Genomic DNA, 21175 nt, shown 5'->3' on the forward strand with positions numbered 1-21175 from the left:
TTTCCGATGTTTTGTCAATAATGCCATTGGTGGATTAAACGAGTTTCACTTAGAAAAACCACTTATCTTACAGATTCATACAAACCGCCGACTTATGAGAAACTATTTGAGTACAGTCCTGCTTGCCACCCTGGCTTTGGCTTGTACACCTAAAGAAGAAGAAACTACTATTGACTATACTACCCTTTCGGATGCAGAAAGATTGGAAGTAGCGAAAGAAATCGCCCAAGAAACTATTATGGTAGATGGGCATGTTGATTTGCCGTACCGAATGAAAGTAGGAGGTTTTACGCTACAGCGTGAAATATTGGACGTTTCAGTCCGGACTGACGGCGGAAACTTTGACTATCCTCGAACCAAAGAGGGTGGCCTTGATGCGCCTTTTATGTCTATTTATATTCCTGCCGGACTTCAGGCCATGCCAGGAGCATCCAAAGCTTTAGCTGATTCGCTGATCTTGATGACAGAGCGTCTGACTACTACTTTTCCAGACAAATTTGCGATGGCTTATAGCCCCGCGGATATAGAAGCGAATTTCGAGAAAGGTATTATCTCACTTCCTATGGGGATGGAAAATGGTTCAGGGTTGGAAGATGATATTTCTAATGTAGCCTACTTTCACAAGAGAGGAATTCGTTATATCACCCTTACGCATGGTAAAGACAATCTGATTGGCGATGCCAGCTATGACACTACGGGTACCTATGGTGGTTTGAGTGAATATGGAGAGCAAGTGGTGAAAGAAATGAATCGTGTGGGCATCATGGTTGACCTTTCTCATGTTTCGGATAATACCTTCAGGGATGCCTTGGCGATAACCAAAGTTCCTGTCATTGCTTCGCACTCATCGGTGAGAAAATTCACCCCAGGATTTGAACGAAATATGAGTGATGAGCTCATTCAAGCTATGGCCAAAAATGGCGGTGTGATGATGATTAATTTTGGTGGGACTTTCATAGATTCTGCTTACGCAGCGGGTTCTGGAAAAGTAAGAGAACACTTGGTGAATTATATGGTGGAGAATAACCTAAGTAGAACCGATTCGGCATTTGAAGTTTATGCAGCTGAATACACGGCTGCTAATAATCCTTTTCCAACGGTGCAGCGTGTGGCGGATCACATTGATCATGTGAAAAACTTGGTAGGGATAGACTATGTGGGCTTGGGTTCTGACTTTGATGGGGTAGGTGATTCCTTACCAACAGGTCTGAAAGATGTCTCCATGTATCCAAATCTGATCGCGGAACTTCTCAAGCGAGGATATTCTAGAGAAGAGATAGAAAAGATCTGTTACAAAAATATATTCAGAGTGTGGACTGCAGTGGAAGAATACGCTGCTACTGCTGAGTAAATAACCACTTGGTAACTATTCGCTTGAAGCCTTGATTTGACCAATCAGGGCTTCTTTCGTTTTAAGGGAAAAATAGTATGTAATATTACTGAAGGGTAAGGTGCTTCTAAGATGATTGGGATAGCAATTCTAGTTTTCCATGGTGAGTATAAAAGCAAACCCTAAAGGTGCAAATTCAGCAAGATACGTATGTGGAAGTGGGATTTGTTTTAAACAAATTGAGCACAAAAAACTCATCCTACAATTATTGCTTTAATTTTAATCAGGCATTAAAAAAATAACTTATGAAAATTAGACTTACCATTTTATTTGTATTCGGCTTCTTTGTAAGTGCTTTTTCCCAAGAAGGATTAAGTCTTCACCTCAAAGGACTCGAAGGATGTTATACCGACTACTACAGCGAGTTTGCTAATAAAGGAGCCAAAGCAGTAGAGGATGGTGAGCATGAAGTTGTGATTTCGATTATTTATCAAAATAAGAGCAATTGCTACCTGGGTAAAGCTACGGTTAAGGACAAGAAACTTGTTCTGCCTATCCTGATGCTAAAGGATGATAAGAACTATTCTCCACTGGCTACTATATTTAATAATATCGATCAGGCTTGGTTGATTCAGCAAGACCAAAGGTCTCTGTATGAAATCAGTGATGGGATGAGTAAAATGGTGAAATCCGATCAAGGATATCTGGTTCAATTATTTTTCCCTAGTGCAATCAATTCAAATTCAGGTGTAAATGTAGAAGCACCTCCCGCGAGTGTATTGCTGAAAGGAAACTAACATAAGCCCTGCCGGATCGGTAGGGCAATCAGTGAAAAAAGGTAACTACACCCTTTAGATACAAGGAATTCAGCCCCGGCTTCCCTATCGAAAGCAGGGGTTTATTTTTTGAAGCCAACAGCTTAGCGGATCGATTAGGATAGATTTTTTTAAAAATTATGGTTACGTAATTTTAATTATACACTCGTTTTTGCCTGCAAAACCTGACGTTAAGTTGGGGTGATCTGTGTAAAATTCTGTCAGAATTTCCGTTTTGTGAGTGAGAATTGAGTTTTTTCCGACATTGTGACCGAAGAAAGTAATTGGAGATTATTTTGATAGTAGTGGTAGAGACTTGGATTGGAGAATAAACCTCTACATACCAACTCAATTAATTAGATACCACTACTAATCAACCATACTATGGACTTTAAACAATTCACTATAAAATCTCAGGAGGCGATACAAAAAGCCTTGGAGTTAGCATCGGCAGCGGGTCAGCCAAACATTGAGCCGGCGCACCTGCTGAAAGGCATTATTTCCGAAGATGAGAATGTAACGGATTTTCTATTCAAAAAGCTAGGAACAAATAAACAACTCATATCAACAAAGCTTGATGAGCAGCTAGCTCGACTTCCTAAAGTGAGCGGAGGGCAACAGCCGCACTTGTCAACTTATTCCAACCAAGTACTCACAAAAGCCAAAGATTACCTTAAGAACTTTGGGGATGAGTATGTGGCAATTGAGCATTTGCTATTAGCAATCTTGGCATCAGGTGATGCTACCTCGTCAATCTTAAGAGATCAAGGAATCTCTGAAAAGGCATTAATTGAAGCAATCAAAGAACTTAGAAAAGGAAATAAAGTGACCGATCCAAACGCAGAAAGCAAGTATCAGGCTTTGGAGAAATACTCGAAGAATCTTAATGAAATGGCTAAGAAGGGTAAAATTGACCCGGTAATTGGCCGTGATGAAGAGATAAGGCGAGTGCTACAGATCCTAGCTCGTAGAACTAAGAACAACCCAATTCTTCTAGGTGAGCCAGGCGTGGGTAAAACAGCCATTGTAGAAGGGCTAGCGCAAAGAATCGTATCAGGAGATGTTCCTGAAAACCTTAAATCCAAGACGTTGATCTCTTTGGATATGGGCTTGCTGGTCGCTGGCGCTAAATATAAAGGAGAATTCGAGGAGCGACTGAAAGCCGTCATCAAAGAAGTAACTGATGCAGAGGGCGAGATTATCTTATTTATAGATGAGATCCACACCTTAATCGGTGCAGGTGGAGGCGGCGAAGGAGCCATGGATGCTGCGAACTTGCTTAAGCCTGCTTTGGCACGAGGTGAACTTCATGCTATCGGAGCTACTACGCTGAAAGAATACCAGAAATACATCGAGAAGGACAAGGCTTTGGAACGAAGATTCCAGGCTGTTATCGTAGATGAGCCGGATGCTGCGGATGCGATATCTATTCTTCGGGGAATTAAGGATAAATATGAATTGCATCACGGCGTGCGGATCAAAGATGATGCGGTGATTGCAGCAGTAGAGCTTTCGCAACGTTACATTTCAGATCGGTTTTTACCAGATAAAGCCATTGACTTGATGGATGAGGCTGGCGCAAAATTGCGAATGGAGATCGATTCTTTACCTCAGGAATTGGATGAATTGAATCGTCGGATCATGCAGTTGGAAATAGAGAGGGAAGCAATTCGAAGAGAGAAAAACAAAGATAAGGAAACCGTTCTGAGCAAGGAATTGGCTGAACTTGCTGAAAAGCGAGATAGTGTAAAAGCGAAGTGGGAAAGCGAGAAAGCGGTGATCACTGGGATTCAACGAGAAAAGGAACGCATTGATAATTATAAAATAGAAGCAGAACAGGCAGAGCGAGCTGGGGATTTTGGAAAGGTAGCTGAGATTCGATATGGAAAAATCGGAGAGGCTGAGCAAAAGCTCGAGTCTTTCAAGAGCCAGTTGAAGGAAATGCAGGCGGGTTCTCCATTGCTGAAAGAAGAAGTAGATCAGGAGGATATTGCAGCTGTAGTGTCCAAGTGGACGGGAATTCCGATGAACAAAATGGTCCAGTCGGAGCGTGAAAAACTATTGCATTTGGAGCTGGAATTAGGACATCGTGTAGCTGGGCAGAAAGAAGCGATTAGTGCCTTGTCTGATGCTGTGCGAAGAAGCAGAGCTGGTTTGCAAGATCCAAAACGTCCAATTGGTAGCTTTATTTTCATGGGTACCACTGGGGTAGGTAAGACGGAACTGGCTAAAGCTTTGGCAGAATACCTCTTCAACGATGAAAACTCCATGGTACGAATCGACATGTCGGAGTACCAAGAAAGACATGCCGTCAGCCGATTGGTAGGAGCACCTCCGGGCTACGTGGGATACGATGAAGGTGGGCAACTGACAGAGGCTGTTCGTAGAAAACCGTATTCTGTGATTTTATTGGATGAGATCGAAAAGGCACATCCTGATGTGTTTAATATTCTCTTACAGGTCTTGGATGACGGTAGATTGACTGATAATAAAGGACGAATTGCCAATTTTAAGAACACGATTATCATCTTGACTACTAATATCGGATCACACTTGATTCAGGAGCGATTTGCTGAGATGGAGGAGTGGAATAAGGAGGAGATTTTAGAAAAGACCAAAACAGAAGTTTATGAGCTCTTGAAAAAGTCTGTTCGTCCAGAATTCTTAAATAGAATAGATGAAACGATTATGTTTGAGCCACTAAATAAGGAGGTCATCCGTAAGATCGTGGATATCCAATGGAGAGAAATTCAGCATCGATTATCCGAATCAGGTATAGAGATAGAGGCGACTAAAGAGGTGTTAGATTACCTGGGAGAAGTTGGATTTGATGCGAACTTCGGCGCAAGACCGCTGAAGCGAACTATGCAGCGTTTGTTGCTCAACGAGCTTTCCAAGCAGATTTTGTCTGGATATATCAAAAATGATTCAGCAGTATTGGTAGATCTGGATGCAGACAATCAGGTTTACTTTAAAAATATTGAAACTGATATTGAAGTGTAATTTAGGTTAGTGGTATATGGTTAAACCCTCGGAGTAAATGACTCCGAGGTTTTTTTTACCTCCATCCCTATCTAATTAATTCCCAGAATGAATAGTTTCGTAGGTGGCTTTTAAATGAGCTTTCACTCATTCGACTGAGTCTTTAGGTGACTTGATGTTATGATACAGGAATTCAAAAGGCCGAAGCGAATATTATTCTTCCACCCAGTCGATTTCGTGCTGGCCATAAATTCTCCAAAAATAATTGTTGCAGCGGGTAGGACTGTAATTTTGAAATCTTCCACTTGAGCAAATTCCGTCTGAGCCAGAGGATTAAGGAATTGCCTATTTCTTTATCCCTACTAGTGGTTCTCCCTCTTGCTGTTGCATGTAGAAAGATGATGAGCCGTTGGCTTTTACTTTTACTCCTTCAATCGTATCCACCATCAGCCCAATCTCTGGTAAATACTTAGCCTCGTCGATGCCCAAGAGCATTTTGCCAGCTAGCAAATGGATGTAGTTTGCCACTGATCATTCTTGTAGAAGCTCAGTATCAAGCATATCTTCTCTAGTTAGGATCATGCGTTACTAAAAATCATCAATATCTTATTCGCTATTAACTTCCTATCAAAATTGGCTCCTAATGCTCAGGGATAGTATGCACCATCTATCTTCTTAAAATACAGTAGAAAGCAAATTGTCTTTATCAGAATTAAAAAATTAACTGACGGAATTAATGCACATAGTGTCAGTTGATACCTGTGGTTTTAATTTCTAATATCAATATTTGGGATATTTACCTCAACTATCGACTAGCTAGCATGAGCATCCGTGTGGTGGAATCCAACCAGATTTTCTAGGGCGTGCGCTATTTTACAATATCGTTTAATTTGATTTGACCAAAGGACTTTGGCAGATCTTTCATACTTACATCTACTTTTTTTACTTCTGTCCCTACGTACCTTATGATCAATGTCACCTTCTTTTCCGTGAACAGAGATAGGTCAAGTTCGAAAAATCCGTTTAGATCAGACGCGACGCCTTTGGTAGTTCCATCCACTAGGATTGCCGCACCAGGAATTGGGGCTGAATCCTTGTCTATGATTTGGCCTCTTACCACAGGAGTTGTTGGAGGTTTAGGTTGCTTTTGTGCCAAAACTTCTTGGTCAATGCAATAACTAAAAAGAATTCCTAGAAATAGGAATGTTCTGAGTACGTTGGCTTTTGTCATCTGGGTTAAAAATTATTTCCCTTAAATAACTAATTTATAAGCACTTAAGCAAGCGTTTATTTCAAGATAGGCTGTCTGCTCCTGAGTGAAGAGGTGCGAAGAATAATTTGAATCCGCAATGCGTCTGTTCTTAATTGCAAAATCAAGGAGATTGTGGTTCCCAGTTTAGTGTAATTAAAAAGCCCTAAAGGTTCCACCAATAAGTAAACTTCAGTACTAAGGATCTATTCTTGGTATAAAAAGGAGCAGGCAGGTAGTTGTCGGTATAAACCAAGAATATGTCCGAAGCGGGCTTGAATCTCCACTGAAAACGAGTGTTTAAATTGATGTTTTCGATCTGCTCATTATACTGGACAAATGCCGTGAAGAAGAGCGTATTTGTCATGGTTACATCTACACGTGGCCCTACGAGCCAGAAGTTGGTCCTATTCCAAGGTTCTGGCAAAACGATGCGATTGTAGTTTGCATTCATCGTGATACTCACATAGGGCTGAAATCTATAGCCCAGTTCTCCGCTCACATTATACCGATCACCATCTGCATAATATCCGCCCATTCGAGTAGAAAAAGCATAGGTGAAAACACTTTGTGGTTTGGAAGTGTATTCTGTACCCCAAGCAAACCACTCATGTTTGGTACCAGCCGGAAGGATTTCACCACTGTAGTTGGTCGGGTCAAAAGGTCTCTGCAATACCACAAAATCATAGGCAGTCCATAGCATGAATGTGCTTTGTGACCTCCATTTTATGTTATAGGCTATGTAGGAAGCATTGTCTGTGTAGTCTCCTGAAGTATTCCAATAGCTGGTGCTACTCACATCAGGGCCATGATTGAGGATTTTTTCACTTTTTGGAAACCATCGATATCCTATTTTAGGATTGATTTTGAAGTATCCGTTCCTGGGTACGTAGCCTACTTCAGCAGTGTATTCATCAGAAACATATTCATGTTGCCATTCCCAAGTGAGGTTGCCCGCGGTGTATTTGAGATTTGCGGCCTGCACAAAGCCGTTCTGTGAATTGTCAGGGCCAAAACTTTTAAGCCCCATCACCTTCCCGGTCCAGAGGTTATTAGAAGTAGCGAGATTGTATTCCAACCCTACATTTCTATTGAATTGTGAATAGATTGGCGCCTCAGAATTAAGGTCTGGATTATAGTTAAGGGATTGTTTATTGACAAAAATGGCTCCGATGTTTGATCGAGCACCTACTCTCCTCTGAACTGCCAACACGGTGAAATTCTGCGAGGGAAGTGCTTCTTTCTCTACCCCGCCAGTTTGCATATTCATGGCACCTATCCTCCAGTCTTTATTAATCTTGCCACTGACTCTGGCTCCAAATTGAATTGGAGCATTCAGCCCGATTCTTCTGGAGAAAAAAGGACGGATTCTTTCGTACCCAAAACTTGCAAACAAGTCTCCATTTTCTAGGAAAAATTGCCTTCGCTCAGGGAAGAAAAGCTCGAAGCGGTCCAGATTGGTTACTTGTCGGTCCACTTCCACCTGCGAGAAATCCGGATTTACTGTCAGGTCAAGATTCAGTGAAGAAGTCAGGGCAATCTTGGCATCTCCACCGATTTCTTTTCTATATACAGGATCTTCACCTTCAAATCTATTTTGGCGAAAGCCTCCAAGAGCATAGGGAATCAAAGATATATTAGCACCTACCTGTGGCGGCGCCTGATCCCAAACGAGTATTCCAGTGTAAGCTAAGGAGGCGGAGGGAAATTGGCGAGGAACAGGCGCCCAGCTTGATTTTTCAGTGGTTTTGAGATCTAGTCTGGAAAAATTGATTCCCCATTCGGTAATTCCTTTTTTGTAGCGGATAGATTTAAATGGAATTTTCGCTTCAAACACCCATTTATCTTCGTAGTTAGTGACTTTTGAGGTCCATTTATTATCCCAGCTTAGATCTACACTTCCTCCGTTGTACATAATGCCATCCCACTGCGCACCGGCTGCATTTGCCCCAAAGGAAAATCCATTGGTCTGATCATCGAAAGGATCCATGAATAGGAGGAAGTTGTCATTTTTTCCAAAATTAAAATCACGCCGTAGCGACTCCACCATATATGGCCCTGGCAATGCATGAAAATTCTCTACTAATAAATATAAATTTTCATCATCATAGGTCATCCGCACGTCTGTGCGCACCTGTGCGAAACTGGTGTCCATGGGAGTGATCATGAAGAAGTCCGTAGCCACTTCAGCATCCAACCACGCTTGCTCGTCCAACAATCCATCTATTTGGATTGATGAGGAGGCTTTGCTCATGTGAAGTCGGTAGGAGTCATTTATTTTTTGAGCGGCGAGGGGGTTTGCCGCGAAAATAATGAGAACAACGAAAATGAATTTTTTCAACATAAAATGATTCGTAACCTATTTTCCAGAGTTATTGCTTTAGTCTGTAAGCGAAGGTTAAATTGATTTGTCTTCTCTGATATTGGCTACTTCCTTCGGTATAAAAAGTCTCGTCCTCATTTATAAATCTGCTTATTCTACTGTTGAAAATATCTGTGGCATTGAGTGTCACGGTGCCTCTGTCGCTGAGGATTTTTTTGGCTGCAGAGAGATCCATGAAAAATATACCTTTACGCACGCCCTGCACTGTTTTTTGGCGGGCTTCATAATTTGCACGGACCTGTAGCTCTATGCCGTTGCCGATCGAAAACCTAGAAGTTTGGCGGAAAAGCCAAGAGTAAGTCTTGGTCTGATAATTTGTCTGAATATTTGAACCGTCGATATTGGCGTGGAAGAAATTGACGTTGAAGTCTAGTTTCCACCATTCATTCAGTTTATAATCGCTGCTGATCTCCAGACCAAAGGAATTTTCTCCATTGAGGTTATATGGCAAGGTCACCGAGAATCCTTCTTCATTTACAGTTCTTAAGCGATCGATTTTATCCGAAGTGCTTCTGTAATAGACTGTGGTGAAAAATGTTCCTTTTTCAAAGTATTTTATATGACCAAGTTCGAAAGCATTGGTGTATTCAGGATTTAAATCAGGGTTTCCGCTAAAGAAATTCCGTGCATCGGAGAAAGTCACGTAGGGGCTTAAGTCATTGTAAACAGGTCTTCTTACTCTTCTGCTATAGCTGAGCTGAAAGGCATTTTCTTGCGAAATAGAATAAGTTATATGAGCACTTGGAAAGAGGTTGGTGTAGCTTCTTGGATTGACTTCATTTGTTTCCTCGAGGATAGTTTCTACATCTGTATATTCTGCCCGTAGTCCAGCCTGGTAGCTCCAATTATTGGTTTTATTGCCAATAATACCATAAGCAGCCAGAATATTTTCTTTGTAAATGAAGATGTTGTCAAGTCCAGGAATAGGTGTGAAATTTCCATTTTCGTCAGCTTCCTGCACGATGTAATCATTTTTCATATCCCGAAAGCTTGTCCGGAATCCTGTCTCGAATTTGCCTTCCTCACCAAATGGATTTACATAATCGAGCATGACTAAGTATTGATTTTCGTACTCGTCATTTAGTGAAGTTTGAAGCTGGTTTTCCTCAGGGATGAGGTTTCCCTCTGTGGTGTAGGTTTGTTGGGTGAAAGTTTGATCTGAATTTTCCCAGTAGTTCAGATAGGTGAAGGTAGCGGTGAGCTCCTGTCCACTTTTATTAAATTCCCTTTTATAGTTAGCGGAGATTTCAGAGTTTGGTTCTTGCTCGGTCTCATCTTGCCTTCTTAATGTATAGCCGAGAGGAGTGCTGAGGTTATGAATGCTATAGGAATCATCGTAGCGAATATCTGTGATCCTATGCGCGTCACTTCTTCGCCAGAGGTATGAAAGAGTGAGGATGCTATTTTCGTTGAAATAATAATCCAAACCGCCTCGAATGGTATTATTCAGACTTTTGACAGTGCCTTCTTTACTTTGGTCGGAAATGAGCGTAGTATCTCCATTGTAAACCTCCTGATATAGATCACCTACATTGGGGGATTTTCGATAAGCAAATCCATAATTGACAAACCAGTTTATTTTTTTGTGCCTGTAATTCAGGTTTGTGGTAAAACCAAAGTTGGTAGGAGTGCCGCCGATAAGCTCGAAGGATGCATTGAAACCTTGACTATTATCTTTTTTGAGGATAATATTTATGACTCCAGCCATGCCTTCTGCTTCATACCTCGCAGAGGGATTGGTGATTACTTCTACACGATCGACCATGTTTGCTGGAAGCTGTCGTAGTCCCGCCCCACCCTTGAAGCTTACCAATCCCGAAGGTTTTCCATCAATTAGAATGCGGACGTTAGATGACCCCCTGAGCCGGACATTGCCTTCTGGGTCCACAGCCACTGAGGGAAGATTCATAAGAATATCATTAGCTGTACCACCGGCATTTGCCAGGTCTTTTCCTACATTGAAAATACGTTTGTCAAGCGAGAGTTCCATAAGCGTTTTTTCGCCTTGTACTATTACTTCGTCCAGATCCCCAGCAACAGTATTCATTTTTATTTCACCTAGCTCATAAGCAGGGGCTTCATAGGAAATAGTTAATATTTCAGTTTTGTGTGGCTCATATCCCATGAATTCAATTATAGCATAGTATTGTCCCTCTTCAATGTCAATTTGAAACCTGCCATCCTCATTTGATAGACCTCCACCGATTAGGCTGTCTTGGGTAGTATAGATTCCAATGGATGCAAAAGGCAAAGGCGAGTTTGAACCATTTTCTACGATCACTCCACTTATAACTCCTCTTTTATCCAGCTGAAGGGCGTAGGAATCGTAGCACAAAAGAATGCTCAATAGGAAAGGTGCTAGAAATTTAATTGTAAAATACTGCTGATCTTCTAACATCAGATAATTAGATTTTTATAGGCTTGAATTGATAGAAACCCAAAGTAATTTATGGTTTCTGTTAAGTTTTGATGCAAGTTATTTTGAATAACTCTAAATATCAGCAGTAAAATGTTAAAAGGCGGGAATTGTTATATGAGCTGACTGTAAAGCTTCCGCTATACCTTATATGTAAGGAATGGGATATTAAGGATAAGTAGATTTTCGTTCTCTATAATTTTCTACCAGGACAAAATAGGTATGGATAGGGTGGAGCAAAAGCCTTCTTCATGGGGTAATTCCAAAAAAAACTACAGACAAAAAAAAGACCCGATATGAAATCGGGTCTTGAATATTCTAGTAGCGAATTACTTATTTCACTTCGAAACTTGCTCTTCTAGCCATTTGTCTTGCATCAGCAGATGATTTGTCAACGCTAGTATCTTCACCGTAACCTTTGTAAGAAAGTCTAGATGCATCTACTCCAGAGGCAACAATTAGATCGTAAACTGCTTTTGCTCTTCTTTCAGAAAGCTTCATGTTGTAATCTTCAGGACCTAGCTCATCAGCATAACCTTTGATTTCAACACTAACACCAGGATTCTTTTTCAAGAAGTTAGATACATAGCTAGCAGCGCTAGTAGAGTACCCAAGTGGCTTAGAGCTATCAAATGCATAGTAAACATTTACGTAACCATCATTGATTGCTTTCTTGAAGAAGTCAAGTTGTTCTTTAACTTCCTCAACAGGGCATCCGTTAGTAGATGCTGGACCAGGAAGGAATGGACATTTATCCATATGATCTGGAGTACCGTCACCATCAGAATCCATAGTCATCCCTGAAGAATTAACTCTTGCTCCAGCAGGTGAATTTGGCTCTTTGTCTAGGTAATCAGGAACACCGTCACCATCAGAATCTTTCAACATATCCTTGATACCGTTGATTTGAGAAGCTAGCTCTTCTTTAGTAGCATACTTATCAGCTGCAATGTACCAATCTGCATGTTCTTCGTTTTTACCTAGGTAGAACTGAAGACCTAATGAACCTGTCCACCAAACTGCATTAGCACCGAAAAAACCTTGATCAGCTGGACCGATTGCTTGAGAACCATCCCAAGTAACTGTCTGACGACCATTGATAATTGTACTAATATCTCCTACTAATGCAATGCTTTTACCTAACTTCAATTGAGGCGTAACCCCCACGATGAAGTTGTAAACATCATCAGTGAAATCATTATAAAGATTTTCCTGAGGTCTTACATTTCCAATACCAGCTCCAAAATGTCCAAGCAATCCTAATGATCTTGTGAAAGACTCAAAATTCATGATTCTGCCAAGATTGGTAACCGCTTGAAGGTTTAGTCTGTAGTATTTGGTGTCGAAAGAACCCGTGTTGGCGTCTTCATTGCCAGCTTCTTTCATTGATCCAAATCCGTAGTCCAATTTCAAACCGAACTTCTCGTTGAACATATACCTAGCGCCAAATTCTACATGGCCAAGGTTTAAGGTAGGTGATAAGAATTCAGGTGCCAGAGGTGCCATTGGTTTGTTGAAACCACCGCCAACTTCTAGTGAGAACTTATCGAATTCCTGAGCATTAGCTCCGAATGCCAAAGCCCCTGCGATTACTGTTGATAGTATTAGTTTTTTCATAACAAAAAATTTTTGTTCAAATTTTAAGTGTTGATTGATGTGAATACAAATTTATAAACTTTTTATTTACTACAAATCTAGCTGAATTATTTTAAACCCAATTGGGACAAGAAAATAATTCATAACTTTTTTTCAAATTAATTATCAAAATATTAACATAATTTATGCCAAAATGAAATTTTTATTCGAAATCCTCAAAATAGAAAGTATTTCTGGCGACGAGGGTCAACTAGCGGAATTTATTTTGCGCTCTATCAAACAACGCAAAACTTCTTGGAAAGTTATCCCAGAAATTTATTCTGGTGAAAATTTCCACAATTGCATTTTACTCAAATTCGGTAATCCGAGAACTGCAGTATTTGCGCACATGGACACTGTAGGCTTCATGGCAAGGTATAATAATCAGTTGATACCCGTGGGAGGGCCGGAGATTGTTGCGGATTCTGTTCTCGAAGGAAGGGACTCTTTAGGTGAGATTACCTGTAAGCTACATGGCGAGCAAGATGAGATTTTTCATGATTTTCCAAGAGGTATAGACCCGGGTACTCGACTTTCATATGCTCAGAACATTCGATTAGATGAAGAGTTTATACAAGCTGCCTACCTGGATAATAGGTTAGGGATTTATAATGCGATGAAACTATGCGAAACAATTACTGATGGTTGGGTAGTTTTTACCACATATGAGGAACATGGAGGAGGATGCATGCCTTTTATACTCAAATTTATTCAAGAAACGTCTCCGATTAAGCAAGCCTTGATTTCTGACATTACCTGGGTGACTGAAGGAGTTCAGTTTCATGAGGGGGTGGTGATTTCTATAAGAGACAAGTTTATTCCGCGGAAAAAGTTTCTTGATAAAATTATTAATCTTGCCAAAGAAAGTGGAATTCCATTTCAGCTTGAAGTAGAAGAGCACGGCGGTAGTGATGGCCGCGAGGTGCAATTTTCCCCTTATGCCATCGATTGGTGTTTTATAGGAGCTGCTGAAGAAAATGTACATACGCCTAACGAAAAGGTCTCCTTGGCTGATTTGCAATCAATGTTGGCGATTTATCCTTATCTGGTGGAGAGGCTCTAATATATAATCACTATCATGAGTAAAATACTGAAAGACAAGACGTTTGAAATTTACCTGACTGCAGAAGAAATCAAACTACGTAATTCTCAACTTGGACAAGCTATCACGCGTGATTTTTTAGGAAAGGAGTTGGTCGTAATCGGAGTGCTGAACGGATCTTTTGTCTTTATGGCAGACATTTGCAGGTATATAGATCTACCCTTGACTACCTCGTTTATAAAAATTAGTAGCTATTCAGGTATTGAATCAACAGGTGAAGTGCGCTCGATTTTAGGTTTGCAAGAAAAAATTGAAGGCAAATTTGTCCTGGTTGTGGAAGATATAGTTGATACTGGAATCAGCATGGATTATTTATTAAGGGCTCTTTCGGAGCACAATCCCGAGCAATTATCTATTGTAACCCTGCTTCACAAACCTGATGCATTTCAGTTTAATTATGCGTTGGATTATGTCGGTTTTGAAATTCCCAATAAATTTGTGATTGGTTACGGCCTTGATTACGATGGTTTGGGTAGGAATCTGCCCGATATTTATCAACTCAGTACTCCTTAAATAATAGACTTTCTAATGTATAATATTGTATTATTTGGCCCTCCTGGTGCAGGAAAAGGCACGCAAAGCGAAAAACTCATTGAAAAATACGGGCTTACGCATCTTTCAACAGGGGATCTTTTTAGAAAACACCTTGGAGAAGGAACTGAACTAGGTCAGCTAGCTAAAAAGTACATGAACGAGGGGAGATTGGTGCCAGATGAGGTAGTAATTGGCATGGTGGAGGATAAAATTAATGAGACCAAAGACGCCAAAGGGTTTATTTTTGACGGCTTTCCACGTACAACCGCACAGGCAGAGGCGCTAGATGAAATGCTTTCTAAGCACGATCTTGAAATTAATGGAATGGTTGCGCTCGATGTGCCGGAAGAAGTATTAAGAGTCAGAATCAAAGAGCGTGGCAAAACGTCAAATCGAGTGGATGATCAGGATGATGAGAAAATCAACACCCGTATTAAAGTGTACCTAGATGAGACCCTTCCGGTGGCAGATTACTATGCTTCTCAGGGGAAACTTCAGAAAATCAACGGTGTAGGTGAGATCGAGCAGATTTTCTCAGACATCACTTCAGTGATTGATAGCTACTGATTGCCTTAATTTTCCTAATTTTGCAATTCATATTTGGCTAAGCTAGTAAGCTTAGCCTTTTTTCTTTATTAAAAATGGCTGATTCAAACTTCATAGATTACGTTAAGTTCTGCTCCAGATCTGGCGCCGGCGGACCTGGGTCTACACATTTTCGCAGAGAAAAGCATGTTCCAAAAGGCGGTCCGGATGGTGGAGATGGCGGAAGAGGAGGACATATTATAGTAAGAGGGACTACTCAAGTTTGGACATTACTTCACTTGAAGTATAAAAAACATGTGATAGCTGAGGCGGGTAAAGGTGGTGAAGGTGGACGAAGAACAGGCGCGGATGGAAAGGACGTGATATTGGAAGTGCCGCTCGGAACCATCGCTAAAGATGCCGAAACTGGCGAGAAACGTTTTGAGATCACTGAGGACGGCCAAGAAGTGATTTTGACTAAAGGAGGCAGAGGGGGCCTAGGAAATGATCATTTCAAAACCTCCACGAATCAAGCGCCCCACTATTCACAGCCAGGTGAGGAAGGAATTGAAGAATGGATCATCTTGGAGCTAAAACTGCTTGCGGATGTTGGTTTGGTTGGTTTTCCAAATGCCGGTAAATCCACCTTACTTTCTTCCATTTCTGCTGCTAGACCTGAAATAGGAGATTATCCATTTACCACACTGGTACCAAACCTTGGCGTAGTAGCTTATCGCGGTGACCAATCTTTTGTTATGGCAGATATTCCAGGGATCATTGAAGGCGCTGCTGAAGGAAGAGGTCTCGGTATTCGATTCCTCCGCCATATAGAGCGTAACTCCATTTTGCTATTCATGGTGCCTGCCGATGCTCCGGACATTTCTGAGCAATACAGAATCCTTCTGGGAGAATTGGAAAAATATAACCCCGAACTGCTGGACAAACGCAGACTCCTGGCTATTTCTAAGGCAGATATGCTGGATGACGAGTTGAGGCAAGAGATGGAGAAGGAAGTGCCAAAAGGCATTCCTCACGTTTTCATCTCCTCCGTCTCACAGTACAATCTTGACAGTCTAAAAGATCTTATCTGGCAGGCTATCCAAGAGGGTTAAGGTGTCAGTTTGTCATAAAAAGTGCAATGGCAACAATATTGATAAGTCCATAGCGCCAATTATTGTCTATTTCAATTATGAAAAATAAAGAACAAGTGGATCAAGAAACTAACCTTCAGGATGAGGGCTTGGACCAAGATATGTTTCAAAATACTTCTTCAGAAGCCGATTTTGAAGGTGTGGAATCTCAAGCTATCTCGGAAGAGAATAGATTAGAATATGAAGTAGCTGACTTAAAGGATAAATATCTTCGGCTTTACTCGGACTTCGAGAATTATAGAAAAAGGACTGCCAAAGAGCGTTTGGACCTTATTTCTACGGCCTCTGAGGATGTAATAAAAGATTTGATTCCTGTAGTTGACGATTTTGAGCGAGCGTTCAAAGCAAGTGAGCAGGTAGATGAAGGATCCAAAGTAAGGGAGGGGAATTTTCTCATTTTTCAAAAAATGGTAAAAATCCTGGCTTCAAAAGGATTGAAACCAATGGATGATCTGATAGGAAAACCTTTCGACGCAGATACCCAAGAAGCGATCACACAGATACCTGCCCCTAGCGAGGACCTGAAGGGGAAAGTAGTTGATGTGGTCGAGAAAGGTTATGTGTTAGGAGATAAAGTAGTACGCTACGCAAAAGTGGTGACAGGAGCATAATATTATGGCGAAAAGAGATTATTACGAAGTACTTGGAGTAACGAAGTCCGCGTCTGCCGATGAGATAAAAAAGGCATATAGGAAGCTAGCGATTCAATTTCACCCCGATAAAAACCCTGACAATCCCGAAGCTGAGGATAAATTCAAAGAAGCAGCTGAGGCTTACGAGGTGTTGAGTAATCCAGAGAAAAAGCAACGTTATGATCAATTCGGTCATCAAGGCGTAGGTGGCGCTGGCGGCTTTGGCGGAGGGGGAATGAATATGGAAGACATTTTTTCCCAATTCGGCGATATTTTCGGAGGCGGGGGTGGCGGCTTTGGCTCATTCTTTGGCGGTGGCGGAGGAGGCCGACGTACTAAAAAAGGAACCAATCTTCGCGTCAAGATGAAAATGACGCTGGCAGAAATTGCCAACGGAGTAGAGAAAAAGATTAAAGTGAAGCGTCATCTAATTGCAGATGGAGTGACTTTTAAGTCTTGCTCTGCCTGCCAGGGTTCTGGTCAGGTCAAGAAAGTGGTCAATACGATGCTTGGACAGATGGTTTCAGCTAGTACCTGCGGGATATGTGGAGGGAGCGGTCAGATCGTTGACAAAAAACCTGCGGATGCAGATGCTCGAGGACTTATTGTCAAAGAAGAGGTTATTTCTATCAATATCCCAGGTGGAGTGGCTGATGGAATGCAGCTAAGCATGTCAGGAAAAGGAAATGAAATCCCGGGAGGCATAGCTGGAGATCTACTTATCGTCATTGAAGAAATAGAAGACAAGATTCTCCAGCGCGATGGAAACAATGTGATTTTTGATCTCTATGTATCTTTTATAGATGCTGCTCTTGGGGCCTCCATAGAAGTGCCAACTATTGAGGGCAAAGTGAAGATCAAAATTGATCAAGGAACCCAAAGCGGAAAAGTACTGCGATTAAAAGGGAAAGGGATAAAAGATATCAATGGCTATACCAAAGGTGATCAGCTGATCATGGTGAACGTATGGACTCCCACACACCTTTCTCGAGATGAAAAAGAAGCATTGGAAGGAATGCGAGATTCAGACAATTTTAAACCGGACCCCGGTAATGGAGAGAAATCATTCTTCGATAAGATGAAAGAGTTCTTTTAATATAAAATTAGCCAGAAGCAATTCTGGCTTTTTTTATATTTTTAAAAAACCTTTTCAAAGTCGCCTCGTAACCTTACCGTATGCTTAGAAATTTGTGTCTGCTTTTCCTGATGATGATTGGATGGGTAGCTGTGAGTAAGGCGCAATTGGTCAAGGAGTTCAAAGCAACGGAAAGAACTGGTTTTGATATGGTTGCCGTTGAGTTCACTACTTATAAGAGTAGTACCCAGCTCAAGCGAACCAAGTCTGCGGATCCTATCTACATCCATGGACACCTTGAACAAACGAATATCCTCCCGGTTTATTCTCAGAAAATATCCAATAATGTCCTCAGTACGTCATTGGTACACAAAAATGTGGAATCTGAAAACCTAGGGAAAAGCATTACCTCCAAGCTTTTTTCGGGATCTGCTGACGACTTTGATCACAGTTGGGATGTGGCTTTGAGCACTAATTATCTTTATCATCTGGACTTTAACTTGGGGATGGGTAAGTCAGATTTTGACTTGTCTAATCTCACGATCAGTCAGCTCAAAGTGAAAAGTGCGAGTGCAGACGTCAATATTCACTACGGCACTGGCGCTCCTAACAAAGTTCAAATGGACACCCTTTTGGTAACATTGAACATGGGGACTGTGATGATCAGCAATGCCAATTTCACCAATGCCAAAAAGATGATTTACGAGGTGAATTATGGCAAAATCGATTTGAATTTTTCTGAAGGGATGCACAATCCCACTCATGTGATAGCGGCGGTAGGAGCAGGCTCGATACATTTAAGACTGCCTTCTGACTCCTTTCCCATCAAAATAAAAGTAAGAACCACGGCGATGTGCAGAACTTCTTTGCCTAAATACCTCAAGACGTTGGAAAAAGGAATATACGTCACCAAAGGCTATAATGCTTCAGATCCACGATTAATGGAGTTGATCCTTGATGTGGGCGTGGGTTCATTAACAGTAGAATAATCCGTACTTTTTGCGATATGCTGAAAATAGTTAAGCTAAATAAATCCTATGGAGCAAATAAAGCTCTGACGGATGTGAATTTGAATGTGTCTGAAGGATTGGTGTTTGGGCTTCTAGGTCCAAATGGAGCTGGAAAAACTACTCTTATTCGAATTATAAATCAAATCATTGACAGTGATAGCGGGGAAGTCTATGTAGGAGGAGAATTACTTTCGCCGAAACACATAGAGCTGATTGGATATTTGCCTGAGGAACGTGGCCTGTACAAGAAAATGAAAGTCTGGGATCAGATGCTTTATTTCGCCAGACTTAAAGGCCTCCCTTCCCAAGAAGCAAAAATCAAGATAAAATACTGGCTCGAAAAGCTCGAAATGGAGACTTGGCGAGACAAGAAAATCGAAGATCTATCGAAAGGGATGGCGCAAAAAGTCCAATTCATCTCTACAATAATTCATAATCCCCCGCTTCTAATTCTAGACGAACCATTTTCAGGCTTTGACCCTGTGAATGCGGAAATCATAAAAAATGAAATATTGGAGCTAAAGGAAAAAGGTACCACCGTTATCCTCAGTACGCATCGGATGGAATCAGTAGAACTTCTGTGCGATCAGGTAGCGATGATTAATCGTTCCAAAAAAATCCTAGACGGTACGATCAAACAAGTGAAATCCAGCTATCGTCCTGAAGTGTATTCTGTCACCTTGGATCATCTCACTCGTGATCTACCCATCGAATGGATAGCAAGGGAAGAGGAGGGTAGCTATAGCTTTACACTACCTCTAAGCGGCAAGCATCCCAACGATCTTCTCAACGAATTGATGCATTATGGGCAGGTGAGCCGCTTTCAGGAACTCATCCCGAGCATGGAAGAAATTTTTATTCACCAGGTAAAATCAACAGAAAATGGATAAGATCTGGCTAGTAATTCAGCGGGAGTATGTAGCCCGTGTCAAAAAGAAATCATTTTTACTCGTCACCTTGCTCACACCACTTATTTTCCCTGCCATAATGGGCGTTTTTGTATGGTTAGCAATGGAGGAAGACGGTAATCAGGCCTTGAGGATAATAGAGGTGGTAGATGATAACAAGCTTTTTTTTCTAGAAAGCTCTGAGCAATATGCTTTTTCATTCTCAGATACAAGTCCAGAGGAAGCCAAGCAGCTAGTGCAAAATGGGGATCGTTATGGATTTCTGCATATTCCTAAGTTCGACATCAAGGATCCGGCGGGGATTTCTTTTTATGGGGAAGAGAATCCCAATTTGAGCTTAATCAGTTACCTGGAAAATAACCTTCGGAAAAAAATCGAAGAGCAAAGATTATTTGAAAGTGGGATAGACCCCAAGATCATCAATGAAGTTCGTACCAAAGTAGCGATCAAATCGATCACGCTCGATGATGAAGGAACAGAGACAGTCTCTGATGCGACTGTGAATTATGTCATTGGTTTTGTGTCGGGAATTTTGATTTATATGTTCATTTTCATCTATGGTAATCAGATCATGCAGGGTGTGATAGAGGAAAAGTCTAGTAGAATAGTCGAAATTTTGGTTTCCTCCCTGAAGCCTTTTCAACTCATGCTTGGCAAAATCATAGGTATCGCCGGAGTAGGACTGACCCAGCTTTTGATTTGGATCGTGCTCATCGGTACATTAACTACCGTCGTGACTGGAGTCCTAGGTTTGCAGATGCCACAGCAACAGGCGATGGAACTGGCAAACCCTGAATTGACGCAGGAAATAGTCCAGAATTCTGATATGAGCAACATTCTTCAAGTAATCGCGGATATTAACTATGTGCAGATTGTATTGAGTTTTGTTTTTTATTTCTTGGGAGGATACTTGCTTTATGGGGCGTTATTTGCAGGGATAGGTTCAGCGGTGGATGCGCCTTCTGATGCGCAGCAGTTCATGTTACCGGTGACAATTCCGTTGATCGTGGCATACATGGGGTTATTTGTGTTTGTACTGAATGACCCCAATAGCTCCACCTCCTTTTGGCTTTCCATAGTCCCGCTGACTTCTCCGATTGCGATGATGGGTAGGGTGAGCTATGGAGTTCCTTTTTGGGAACTGGCACTTTCTATGGGGTTGTTGATTGTTGGATTTTTGTTCACTACTTGGGTAGCTGGAAAAATATACAGAATCGGAATACTTATGCATGGAACCAAACCAAGCTACAAGACGCTTTGGAAGTGGATAAGGACAGATAATTGAGTATTATGAGTCCAAAAGCCAGAGCCTGGAATCGAAAGTTAGAGCCAAGAACCTAGAAGGAAAAATCCAGGTCTAAGAATTGAGAGGCTCGAACAATGGCAGAAAAAAATCCCGACCAGAATGTTGATCGGGATTTTTCATTT

The 21175-nt window shown here is 41.4% G+C and carries 17 protein-coding genes; 12 read left to right on the forward strand and 5 right to left on the reverse strand.

Translation table 11 applies throughout. The features are described from left to right. Nucleotides 1-94 precede the first annotated feature (94 nt). The 3 genes from ABJH64_RS09810 to clpB all read left to right on the forward strand — a co-directional run bounded on the left by ABJH64_RS09810 (nucleotide 95) and on the right by clpB (nucleotide 5148). Nucleotides 95-1351 (forward strand): dipeptidase, encoded by a 1257-nt coding sequence (locus ABJH64_RS09810; RefSeq protein WP_348276378.1) that lies wholly within the window; start codon nucleotides 95-97, stop codon nucleotides 1349-1351. 284 nt (nucleotides 1352-1635) lie between these two features. Beyond that, nucleotides 1636-2127: a hypothetical protein gene (locus tag ABJH64_RS09815; RefSeq protein ID WP_348276379.1), complete on the forward strand. Its 492-nt coding sequence runs from the start codon at nucleotides 1636-1638 to the stop codon at nucleotides 2125-2127. Nucleotides 2128-2529: 402 nt separating this feature from the next. Beyond that, complete coding sequence (gene clpB, locus ABJH64_RS09820) at nucleotides 2530-5148, forward strand: ATP-dependent chaperone ClpB (protein WP_348276380.1); 2619 nt, start codon at nucleotides 2530-2532, stop codon at nucleotides 5146-5148. A gap of 324 nt (nucleotides 5149-5472) precedes the next feature. Here the strand turns inward: clpB and ABJH64_RS09825 are convergent, their stop codons facing one another. From ABJH64_RS09825 to ABJH64_RS09845, 5 genes are all read right to left on the reverse strand, one after another. Continuing rightward, a complete protein-coding gene (locus ABJH64_RS09825; protein ID WP_348276381.1) occupies nucleotides 5473-5655 on the reverse strand; it encodes a hypothetical protein in 183 nt (60 codons plus the stop codon). 340 nt (nucleotides 5656-5995) lie between these two features. Beyond that, nucleotides 5996-6358, reverse strand: a complete 363-nt coding sequence (locus ABJH64_RS09830; protein ID WP_348276382.1) for a carboxypeptidase-like regulatory domain-containing protein — start codon at nucleotides 6356-6358, stop codon at nucleotides 5996-5998. 184 nt (nucleotides 6359-6542) lie between these two features. Next, complete coding sequence (locus ABJH64_RS09835) at nucleotides 6543-8720, reverse strand: DUF5916 domain-containing protein (RefSeq protein ID WP_348276383.1); 2178 nt, start codon at nucleotides 8718-8720, stop codon at nucleotides 6543-6545. A 28-nt stretch (nucleotides 8721-8748) separates the two neighbouring features. Beyond that, nucleotides 8749-11157 (reverse strand): TonB-dependent receptor, encoded by a 2409-nt coding sequence (locus ABJH64_RS09840; protein ID WP_348276384.1) that lies wholly within the window; start codon nucleotides 11155-11157, stop codon nucleotides 8749-8751. A 351-nt stretch (nucleotides 11158-11508) separates the two neighbouring features. After that, nucleotides 11509-12792, reverse strand: a complete 1284-nt coding sequence (locus ABJH64_RS09845; protein ID WP_348276385.1) for an OmpA family protein — start codon at nucleotides 12790-12792, stop codon at nucleotides 11509-11511. Between the two features lie 172 nt (nucleotides 12793-12964). Between ABJH64_RS09845 and ABJH64_RS09850 the strand changes: the two genes are divergently transcribed. The 9 genes from ABJH64_RS09850 (at nucleotide 12965) to ABJH64_RS09890 (ending at nucleotide 21032) form a co-directional block, all read left to right on the forward strand. After that, nucleotides 12965-13873 (forward strand): aminopeptidase, encoded by a 909-nt coding sequence (locus tag ABJH64_RS09850; protein ID WP_348276386.1) that lies wholly within the window; start codon nucleotides 12965-12967, stop codon nucleotides 13871-13873. 15 nt (nucleotides 13874-13888) lie between these two features. Continuing rightward, nucleotides 13889-14425, forward strand: coding sequence for a hypoxanthine phosphoribosyltransferase (hpt, locus tag ABJH64_RS09855; protein WP_348276387.1), 537 nt, complete (start codon nucleotides 13889-13891; stop codon nucleotides 14423-14425). 15 nt (nucleotides 14426-14440) lie between these two features. Then, nucleotides 14441-15013 (forward strand): adenylate kinase, encoded by a 573-nt coding sequence (locus ABJH64_RS09860; protein WP_348276388.1) that lies wholly within the window; start codon nucleotides 14441-14443, stop codon nucleotides 15011-15013. Between the two features lie 74 nt (nucleotides 15014-15087). After that, nucleotides 15088-16083: a GTPase ObgE gene (gene obgE, locus ABJH64_RS09865; RefSeq protein ID WP_348276389.1), complete on the forward strand. Its 996-nt coding sequence runs from the start codon at nucleotides 15088-15090 to the stop codon at nucleotides 16081-16083. Nucleotides 16084-16160: 77 nt separating this feature from the next. Further along, on the forward strand, nucleotides 16161-16733 hold the full coding sequence (locus ABJH64_RS09870) for a nucleotide exchange factor GrpE (RefSeq protein WP_348276390.1): 573 nt from the start codon (nucleotides 16161-16163) through the stop codon (nucleotides 16731-16733). 4 nt (nucleotides 16734-16737) lie between these two features. Next, nucleotides 16738-17850 carry a molecular chaperone DnaJ gene (dnaJ, locus tag ABJH64_RS09875; protein WP_348276391.1) on the forward strand — a complete coding sequence of 371 codons (1113 nt, stop codon included), beginning with the start codon at nucleotides 16738-16740 and terminating at the stop codon, nucleotides 17848-17850. Nucleotides 17851-17930: 80 nt separating this feature from the next. Further along, on the forward strand, nucleotides 17931-18818 hold the full coding sequence (locus ABJH64_RS09880) for a hypothetical protein (protein ID WP_348276392.1): 888 nt from the start codon (nucleotides 17931-17933) through the stop codon (nucleotides 18816-18818). Nucleotides 18819-18835: 17 nt separating this feature from the next. Further along, on the forward strand, nucleotides 18836-19729 hold the full coding sequence (locus tag ABJH64_RS09885; protein ID WP_348276393.1) for an ATP-binding cassette domain-containing protein: 894 nt from the start codon (nucleotides 18836-18838) through the stop codon (nucleotides 19727-19729). Beyond that, complete coding sequence (locus ABJH64_RS09890) at nucleotides 19722-21032, forward strand: ABC transporter permease (protein WP_348276394.1); 1311 nt, start codon at nucleotides 19722-19724, stop codon at nucleotides 21030-21032. The genes ABJH64_RS09885 and ABJH64_RS09890 overlap by 8 nt, the downstream gene beginning before the upstream one ends. The last annotated feature ends 143 nt before the right edge of the window (nucleotides 21033-21175 follow it).

The organism is Algoriphagus sp., assembly GCF_039969895.1.
Classification (GTDB): Bacteria; Bacteroidota; Bacteroidia; order Cytophagales; family Cyclobacteriaceae; genus Algoriphagus.